This is a genomic window from Longimonas sp. (assembly GCF_040409695.1).
Classification (GTDB): Bacteria; Bacteroidota; Rhodothermia; order Rhodothermales; family Salinibacteraceae; genus Longimonas.
In genome coordinates this window covers 1-9167 of the sequence record NZ_JARWGJ010000100.1, presented here as the reverse complement: position 1 = coordinate 9167, position 9167 = coordinate 1, and the positions used below count along the sequence as shown (strand labels likewise).

Below are 9167 nucleotides of genomic sequence, written 5' to 3'. Positions count from 1 at the left end.
GATGGGTTTGCGGTGTACGCGGGCGACGATGAGATGACATTGCCGGTGACGCTGCTTGGTGGAGATGGCGTCGTTTCGGTGATCAGCAACGCGCTGCCTGGCGCTTTTAGCATGCTAACGCGAGCAGCCCTCGCCGGCGATATAGCCACGGCACAGAAAAAGCATTTCGAACTGCTGGATGCGATGCGGGCCTGCTTCTACGCCACGAATCCCGTACCCGTGAAAACGGTGCTGGCAGCTACAACACAGATGCATGAGCACGTACGCCTCCCACTGGAGCCACTCTCTCCCGAATCCGCAACGCGGCGCCGTGTAATCGACGCCTTCGCTCCGCACCTGGAGCTCCTGTGAATGAAGCGCAGCCTACAAAAGGAGACAAAAGGGGCATCGCGAGGTGGCTACCGCGTGTCCCGGGGCGCGAGCCAGACGACCAGGGTAGCGATGACCGCAGTGTAGAGCGAAGATCCAAGCCAGAGCGCGTTCACCAGAAAGGTGTTGCTGGTCTGAGCCTGCAGCGCCAGCAGAATCACCAGCAGTCCGTTGTGCATCAACGTAAGCAGAAAGCCTCCAAGAAAGGCCTGGTTGGGCTGAATGAGCACAGCATCGCGATCGTCAGAGAGCGTAACGCTTCCCAGCAAAAACCCCGTGATGGTTTTTACCAGAGCGTGCATGCCCCAGGTGCCATAGGCGATGTCGAGGGCAAAGCCAAGAGCAAATCCGCTCAGTGCGGCTGTGCGCCGGGAGACGCGTAGGGCGAGCCATGCCAGGAAAAGAAGTACGACATCGGGGGTGGCCCCCCATATGCCAAGATGCTGAAGCACCACCCATTGCGCGAGCACCAGCCCAGCGCCGATCAAAATGTAACGGGTGGTTGAGGTCATGGGCAGGAAGCGATAAAAACGAAACGACCAACGCCTTTAACGGCAAGAGTGCTACGGTAGGTGCGCTATAGAACGGGAGCGTCGGTAAGCGTCTGCACGATCTCATCCATGGTGCGACGTACGCGGTAGGCGCCGCCTGAATAATTGTTTGCCATTATCGTAAAAGCAACGCGCGATCCATCGGTACGCGTTACGTAGCCGCTCAGCGCACGCACATATCGTAGCGAGCCGGTCTTCGCCTCCACATTGTAACGTGACAGGCGATACTCCATCGTTGTGTTGCGCTCACCGCTGCCCGCCAGCGAAGCCCTGAAAGCCTCCGATTCCGGGTGGTTCTCCATATGCTGAAGCAGTCCGGTTAGCGTTTTGGGAGTGACGAGGTTGCGCCGAGAGAGTCCCGAGCCGTCGTGGATTGCCGGCGGGCGCGCCACGCCAGCCTGACGCAGAAACTGCCGAATACGATTCTCGCCGCCCTCCACCGATCCGCCCCATCCGATGGTGCGCAAGAGCTGCTCGGCGTAGAAGTTGTTGGATCGCTTGTTAATCACTGCAACGATATCGGCGAGTGGGGGCGAAAGCGATACGAAGAGAAGCGACCCGCGATCGGGCACCGTGCTCAGGGTGTCGGCATCAACACGTGTCAGGTCGGTTTCAATGCCGGCCTCCTCAAGCGCGAGCACGAGGCTGCGCATTGCGAAGTCGGTTGGCGTAGTTACGGGTACGTTAACAGTGCCCCTGTATGAACGAGCCACCGAGCCGTGCAGGCGAATCGTGTTCGACTCGAACGCGCGGTCCAGGTGAAGGGCATTGCCTCGCCACCGGCTGCTTGTTGTGGCTTCGTTGTTAAGCGTGAGCGCCCCGTTCGGGTAAGGACGAATGTCGGGCGGCTGTCCGGGGGCGGCGGCTTGTATGCGCAGCGCGACGACATTATCGCTGTAAGAAAGTGCACTGCTGGCGGTACCGATGTACCGGCTGGCCTGGCGGGTTACGTATCCGATGTCCCAGCTTTCCGGGTAGGCCGTGCCGTCAAACCGGCGGGCATCGCCAATAAGGCGCCCTTCAATGCGCTCTACGCCCTGCTCGGCGAGTTTTTGGGCCCACTCTTGGAGCGGGTCACGCTGCCAGATCTCGGTGCTCCCAAACGTAGGGTCGCCCGATCCTCGAAGCGTAAGGTCACCACGCATCACGGCTCCCTCGGTGGTGCCGTTGAAGTGCAGTTCCGTTTCGTAGCGATACGAGCTGCCCAGCTGGTCGAGTGCAGCAGCAGTTGTGAGCAGCTTCTGCGTCGACGCAGGAATGAGCCGGTGATCGGCATGGTGTGCATACAGCGTATTTCCATTCTCAAGATCAACCACGTGGATGCCCCAGAACGCTGGGGTAGACCCCCAGTGCGCATCCAGAATGCGGTCTATCTCGCTTGAGAGCGCAGAGGATGGACTGCTGGTGAGGGGTTGCGCGCCGCCAGGTAGCGGACTGCCTGTGACCAGCACAAGCAGTGTAATGAGGCATCCGAGAGAAAGAGTGCGTAGAGCGAGCAAAGCGTTCAGGGACGGTCAGGAGAACATCATCAGGAGCAGAGCGCGCCCATAGATCCATATCGGAACTGCACTGCGTAGGCTTAAGTTGGGGCGCATCCGTCAGGAAGTCAACTATCACCCAAAATTGTGCCATGCCACGGCCCCGTTCATCTCGCTCGCGCCGCCGAGGCGCTCAGCCTCCGGTTCTTCAGCCAATCAACTACAAGTTGCTGTTGGCCAGCGTGCTCAGCGTTGTCCTCGGGTTCACGCTCATGTACATTGAGGGAGCCCTCGAAGGCACGCTCTCGCTGTACATATCCCCTTTGATGCTCATGGGAGGCTACATGGGTGTCATTTATGCACTCCTTTACATGCCAGGTGTGGCAGAAGAGCAGGAGGAAACAGGGTAAGCGATGCACTGCGGTAGCCCCCAAGTGGGGCGCGCAAGCAAGTTCGAAACGCAGAAACTACGCACTCTGATTCGCGACCAGCTCGTGCTCAGCAAAGAAATAAGCTGCTTCCTTTTGGCCGTTCGCAACGGAATCTGAGCCGTGCACAATGTTTGTCGAGATGGAGTCGGCAAAGTCAGCGCGAATCGTGCCTTCGTCAGCCTCCTCGGGGTTGGTGGCACCGATAAGCGTGCGGAAGTCAGCAATCGCATTTTCTTTTTCAAGCACAACCGGCACGCACGGACCGCTCGACATAAAGTCGGTCAGTTCGTCGAAAAACGGTTTGTCTCTGTGCACAGCGTAGAATCCTTCCGCTTCACGCTTGGAGAGCGTAATCATTTTTAGCCCACGCACAGCAAATCCTGCGTCCTGAATGCGAGCGAGAACCGTGCCCACCAGTTCTTTCTGAACACAGTCGGGCTTTAGGATGGCAAGGGTACGTTCAAGAGCCATAGGTCGTTGTCGGGAAGAAAAGGTAAAAGAGCGTTGGCCGCTTTGGCAGCCGGTATATACATACATTCGGTACGAACAGGCCAAGCGAACCGGTGTTGACTCGAGATGAATCAACGGGCGATGTTTGGTGAAATGCGCCCCAGCCGATTACGCTTTGTAAGTGAGAAGCTTTTTGGGTTTTGGTTTGCCAGCGCTCGCATCCCAAATTATGTAAGTCGGCGAAAATACGTTTACACCTTGTCATCGCGAGGAGGGAGCGTGTGACCGACGCGACGCTGGGCGCAGCCCGAACGCTGTGAGGGAATGGGGAATGTCAGGACTGTGTATTCGGCCCCAAGGCGATCAGCAAAGGAAAAAAGAGACCTGCACATGCTGTTTCTCAGCTGCCCAGTATCTTCGAGACGGAGACCGGGGCAGCCTCGGTGGCGCGCGGCATGGGGAGGGAGGCTTCGATCGTGTAGGTGTGCCGGGTGGAGTACTCGTTGCCCGATGGATGCTGGTACGTGTACACGCGGTCTGCATCGAGCGCCACGATCCACACCTCAGGGATGCCAGCGCGCGCATACAGTGGCACCTTCACCTCCTGGTCGAACGTAAGCGAAGAATCGGCGACCTCCACCACGAGAAGCACGTCTTCGGAGCGGGGGTGGCGCGATGCGTAATCGTCGCCTCGGGGCTTCAGAAGCGTGACATCTGGCTCAGGCTCTGAATCGGGCGGGAGCAGAATGGGGCTTTGGATACGCACAATGGCCCGGTCATCAACAGCCCGCACAAAGAGACGATTGAGACGATCTACACACGCAGCGTGCCGGCTTCCGATGGGCGACATTTCGAAGAGATGACCGTCAATGAGCTGGATGCGGCGATCGGTACCCAGCACACCCGCTTCAGCCATGCGGTGGTAGTCGCTCACCGTAAAGCGGAGCGGGGTTGGGTCTGAGACCGGTGAGGCAGCAACAGGCATGGCAGCAGCGCAGGCAAGACAGGTTATACGTGCTTTTCAGCGTGGTACGACGACCGCGTAAGTGGACTGCTTTCGACGTGTTCGATGCCTTTCGCCTCGCCCACTTCTTTGTACCAGGCAAACGTTTCAGGCTCGACCCAGTCCTCAACAGGCAGGTGCATCTTAGTAGGTTGCATGTACTGCCCGATCGTCATCACATCAAGGCCGATCTCAACGAAGTCGTCCATCAGGTCGAGTACCTCCTCGGGCTTCTCGCCAAGACCGACCATGATCCCGCTCTTAGTACGGAGGCCGTCTTCTTTGGCCCACTGCAGCACATCGAGTGAGCGCTGGTAGTCGGCTTGCGGGCGAACGCGCCGGTAGAGGCGGGGCACCGTTTCCATGTTGTGATTGAAAATGTCGGGGCGCGCGTCAAACACGGTCTGGCACGCTTCGCGGAGGCCCCGGAAGTCAGGCGTGAGCACCTCTACGGTGCAGCCCAGGTCGTGTAGGCGGTTGATCGTATCTGCAAAGATGGGAGCGCCCCCATCCTTGCGTTCGTCCCGGTTTACGCTGGTTACAACGGCGTGCTGCACCCCCATGAGGTCGGCGGCTTCGGCAACACGGCGCGGCTCGTCCCAGTCGAGGCCATCCTGAGGGCGACCGGTCTTGATCGCGCAGAACCCACACGAGCGGGTGCAGATGTTGCCCAGAATCATAAACGTGGCCGTGCCGGCGCTCCAGCACTCGCCCATGTTGGGGCAGTTGGCGCTTTCGCAGACCGTGTGCAGGTCATGCTCATCGATGATGCTACGCACCTTCTTGAATTCTTTGCCCTGCGGCAGCTTTACGCGTAGCCAGTCGGGCCGCTTGCCCTGTTTGTTCTTGTTGGTGTCTTCAACGACAGGAAGTTCGAAAAAGCCCGGATCACCGTCGCCTGAGGATGTTAAGGCTTCTTTTTCAACAGAGCGCAGGCGAAGTTCATCGGGAGTCTTGGGGGCGGGGGCGCCAGAGTCAGACATGCGTTAAAGCAGGTTTTGAGCGAAGCTCTACATGAGGCAGCGGGGAAAGATTTGCTGCTTTCTACGTAACGATATGTCCGGTGGAGCGTTCCTCTACGCCAGAGCATGCTCCTGTCTCTGTTCGATGCTTTCTACGGATATAAAATGCACCTTCCAGTATGACCGAAACAGACGTAGCAACAGCCACCCATCCGATCGAGGCTGCCGACGTGCGCGACGTGCTCTCCCGCCACATGCTGACCAAGGGCATGATGCGCATGGTTCTCGATATGGATGCGAGCCAGGGTGTGCGCCTCAAAGACAAGTCGGGCGGCGAGGCTTACATTGATCTATTTGGATTCTACGCGTCCAGTCCGCTTGGGATGAACCATCCGAAGCTGGCGCAGGATGAGGCGTTTCGAAAACGACTCATGGATGCCGCGCTAAACAAAATCACGAACTCGGATGTGATGACCGAGCACATGGCTCGGTTCGTGGATACCTTCAGCCGGGTGGGTATCCCGGCCTACCTGCCGTACACCTTCTTTATATCGGGCGGTGCGCTTGCGATCGAGAACGCGCTCAAAGCGGCGTTTGACTGGAAGGTGCGCAAGAACTTCGAGAAGGGATACCGGCGCGAAGTCGGGCACAAGGTCTTACACTTAGACCAGGCCTTTCACGGACGCAGCGGATACACGATGTCGCTGACGAACACGTCAGATCCGCGCAAGACGATGTACTTTCCGAAGTTCGACTGGCCGCGCATCACCAACCCCAAGATCCACTTCCCGATCGACGAGGCGGAAGAGGAGCGTCTGCATAAGAAAGAGCAGCAGGCTCTGCAACAAGCCAAGCGTGCCTTTCACGACAACCCCGACGAGATTGCGGCCGTTATTCTGGAGCCGATTCAGGGCGAAGGGGGAGACAACCACTTCCGTACGTCCTTCTTGCGCGATCTTAAGGCGCTGGCCCATGAGAACGACGCCCTGCTGATCTTCGACGAGGTGCAGAGCGGCGTTGGCATTACGGGCAAATTCTGGGCACACCAGTCGCTTGGCGTAGCCCCCGACATCATGGCCTTCGGCAAAAAAACACAGGTGTGCGGCATCCTTGCCGGACGCAAGCTCGACGAGGTCGATGGCCACGTATTCCAGACGACCAGCCGTATTAACTCCACCTGGGGCGGGAATCTGGTAGATATGGTGCGCTTCGATCGCATTCTCGAGATCATCGAAGAAGATGAGCTGGTTGCGCATGCCGATCATGCCGGTACGCATCTGCAAGAACGGCTGCACGACCTGTCGGAGGCGCACGGAGCAGTCACCAACGTGCGCGGACGCGGGCTGATGTGCGCATTCGATCTACCTACGCAGTCGTATCGGAATGCCGTGTTGGAGCAGTGCTTCGAAGAGGGGGTTATTATTCTGGGATGCGGGGATGCGTCGGTGCGTTTCCGGTCGCCGCTCACCATCACAACCGACGAGATCGATGAGGGTATTGAGCGCATCGATGCGGCGCTGCATGCAACCCCTTCTCCTCATACATCTCATACAGCCTGATGAGACATCCTGATCAGACAGTCTCCTGAGAGTGCCCTCACCTATGGCGCATTCGCTGCCATGAACCTCCATGTCCACCATCTGGCGTCTGGCCGGGTGGTGGGTATGTTGGTCAATATGTCATCGTAAGAGTGGACATTGCGCTTTACACGTATGCAGGCTATACTTACGGTACCTTGTAACGGTATCCGACGGAGCGCGTCTACGTCTGCCGAAATGTCGAAGCACGCACACATTGTGTGCTCACTACACAATACACGGCCACTACAACTGCTTTAGGTATGAAGTTAGTACTCCCCTCTGCACCGCGAATGAGCTGGTTCATCGGCATAGCCGGCATGCTGGCTTGGATCCTCGTGGCTGCCCCTGCCATTCAGGCTCAGCAGGTTTCAGGCAGCTCCGATGGGCTCGTAATCAACGAGCGGATTCCCTTCGAGTCGGTAATGTCGTACGACGAGGTCTGTGGATACGAGAACGATCCGCGTAACATGAACACCTTCCTTGAGGCCGATATTACCGCGGTGCCAAAGTCGGAACAGGCCGATATCAACGTTGACTACGGCCCCGGATTCACGCAGGAGGCGCGACAGGCCTTTCAGCGTGCGGTAGACATCTGGGCAACGCACATCCAGTCGCCCGTACCTATTACGATTGATGCGTCGTTTCAAGATCTGGGAGATGGCGTACTGGCTTCGGCGGGGCCACGGTTTATCTACACCGTTACGCTGGCCGACGGGTCAGAGGTCGTGTATGGTGATGCGTTGGTCAACGCGCTTACCGGGGAAAACCAGAGCCCAAACGAGCCGGATATTATCGTAAACGTAAATAGCAATCGGTCGGACTGGTACTTCGGGGAAGATGCACCGGCCTCGAACGAGATTGACTTTACCTCGGTGATCCTGCACGAGATTGGGCACGGGCTCAACTTCTTTAACCTGACCAGTGTTGACAACGGAGAAGGCTCCTGGGGCATTGGGCAGGGGCCCGATCGGCCTGAGGACCGGAAAGTGCCGGGGGCGCTGGAGGTGCTTCTTCAGCACGAGTCGCCCTCGGGCGTCTTCAACGAACTCATTAACCGCAGCATCTACCCGAACCCGTCCACTGAACTGGGCGATGCCCTGACCAGCAACGCCCTCTTTGCATCGGGACCCTCGCTGGACATCGCTGCAGAAAACAGCACGGGTCCGATTCCTGCTCAGATCTATGCCCCGACCAACTATCAACCGGGGTCGAGCATTGCGCACTTCGACGAGCTTACCTACCCGGCAGGCGATCCCAACGCGCTCATGACGCCACAAATTGGGTTCAACGAGGTCGCCCGCACGCCCGGCCCGCTCTTTTGCGGACTGCTTGACGACATGGGGTGGGAGCTTGCTCCGAACTGTGCCGCTGCTGTAGGAGCCGAGGTGTTTGCTTTTGAGGCACAGGCCGAGTCGCGCACCGGCAACGTGGTGCTCTCCTGGCAGACAGGGCCTGCCGCCAGCGACATCGACGAGTACATTGTACGACAGCGCAAGTTTGACGGAGACTTCGAGGAGGTGGCTCGTTTGCCCGGTGGTGCGGATCCTCAGATTGAGCTCGATAATCTTGCCATGGGCCGGTACACGTATCAGCTTCAGTGGGTGCGGGGTGGCGAGGTCGATGGACAGAGCGTTGAAGAGCCCGTCGTTGAGATCAACGTATTTGATCTTTCAGCCGACGTTGAAACGCCTGTCGACAATCAAGGGCGTACCAGCGTTTCTCTGGACTGGAGCACTCCGCCAGACGTTGCAGACTTTGTCTTTGAGGTAGAGCGGGCCCCCGGTGCGAGTCCCGAGCCGGAGGACTTTGAGGTTGCCTCGACTTCAGAACTCACAACTGCACAGGAGCGCCTCGACCTGCAGGCGGCCGGTAGCTACCAGTACCGGGTACGCTCAACGGATGCCGAAGGCAACGTTCTGACGAGCGAGCCGATCACGGCTCAAGTGCCTTTTGAGGCGCCTGTCGTGTTTACAGAAGCGTATCCAAACCCCTCTCAGGGTAACTTTACATTTGACCTGACAGCAGCCGAGTCGCAGGTCGTTACCGTAGAGGTGTACAACACGCTGGGACAGCGCGTCTACCGCGACCGCATTGGACTGCAGCGCAACGTACCGCGCACTCTGCAGCTTGAGACCAGCCGGCTGGGAAGCGGAATGCACTTTGTACGCATAACAGGTAGCGACTTTGTGGAGACCCGTCAGGTTGCGCTCGTGCGATAGACACGCCCCACGCTTGACATCATAGAACATGACGACTAAGAAGCTGTTTTGATTTCTTAATTTGGGCTGCGAGCGGCTCCGCTGGGCTGCAAATTGCCCCCGATTTCGGCCCGTAGCCCCGGCT

Annotated in this window: 9 protein-coding genes; 4 read left to right on the top strand and 5 right to left on the bottom strand. The window is 58.3% G+C overall.

Annotated features, from left to right (window positions below; translation table 11 throughout):
- A partial coding sequence (locus PPP56_RS06485; RefSeq protein WP_353563223.1) for a dihydrodipicolinate synthase family protein occupies positions 1 to 351 on the top strand: 351 nt, incomplete at its 5' end.
- 47 nt (positions 352 to 398) lie between these two features.
- Here the strand turns inward: PPP56_RS06485 and mreD are convergent.
- The gene (mreD, locus tag PPP56_RS06480) at positions 399 to 881 is read right to left on the bottom strand and encodes a rod shape-determining protein MreD (RefSeq protein WP_353563222.1); all 483 of its coding nucleotides are present in this window, start codon (positions 879 to 881) and stop codon (positions 399 to 401) included.
- Positions 882 to 946: 65 nt separating this feature from the next.
- Positions 947 to 2419, bottom strand: coding sequence for a D-alanyl-D-alanine carboxypeptidase/D-alanyl-D-alanine endopeptidase (gene dacB, locus PPP56_RS06475; protein ID WP_353563221.1), 1473 nt, complete (start codon positions 2417 to 2419; stop codon positions 947 to 949).
- A gap of 131 nt (positions 2420 to 2550) precedes the next feature.
- On the opposite strand from dacB, the gene PPP56_RS06470 reads away from it, so the two are divergent.
- Complete coding sequence (locus tag PPP56_RS06470; RefSeq protein WP_353563220.1) at positions 2551 to 2808, top strand: hypothetical protein; 258 nt, start codon at positions 2551 to 2553, stop codon at positions 2806 to 2808.
- A gap of 57 nt (positions 2809 to 2865) precedes the next feature.
- Here PPP56_RS06470 and ndk read toward each other — a convergent pair whose 3' ends face one another.
- From ndk to lipA, 3 genes are all read right to left on the bottom strand, one after another.
- On the bottom strand, positions 2866 to 3300 hold the full coding sequence (gene ndk / locus PPP56_RS06465) for a nucleoside-diphosphate kinase (protein ID WP_353563219.1): 435 nt from the start codon (positions 3298 to 3300) through the stop codon (positions 2866 to 2868).
- 379 nt (positions 3301 to 3679) lie between these two features.
- Positions 3680 to 4264, bottom strand: a complete 585-nt coding sequence (locus PPP56_RS06460; protein ID WP_353563218.1) for a Uma2 family endonuclease — start codon at positions 4262 to 4264, stop codon at positions 3680 to 3682.
- Positions 4265 to 4287: 23 nt separating this feature from the next.
- Entirely contained in the window at positions 4288 to 5265 is a 978-nt protein-coding gene (gene lipA, locus PPP56_RS06455; RefSeq protein ID WP_353563217.1) for a lipoyl synthase, read from the bottom strand.
- A 158-nt stretch (positions 5266 to 5423) separates the two neighbouring features.
- Between lipA and lat the strand changes: the two genes are divergently transcribed.
- A complete protein-coding gene (lat, locus tag PPP56_RS06450; protein ID WP_353563216.1) occupies positions 5424 to 6803 on the top strand; it encodes an L-lysine 6-transaminase in 1380 nt (459 codons plus the stop codon).
- Positions 6804 to 7084: 281 nt separating this feature from the next.
- Complete coding sequence (locus tag PPP56_RS06445) at positions 7085 to 9043, top strand: T9SS type A sorting domain-containing protein (RefSeq protein ID WP_353563215.1); 1959 nt, start codon at positions 7085 to 7087, stop codon at positions 9041 to 9043.
- Positions 9044 to 9167: the final 124 nt, after the last annotated feature.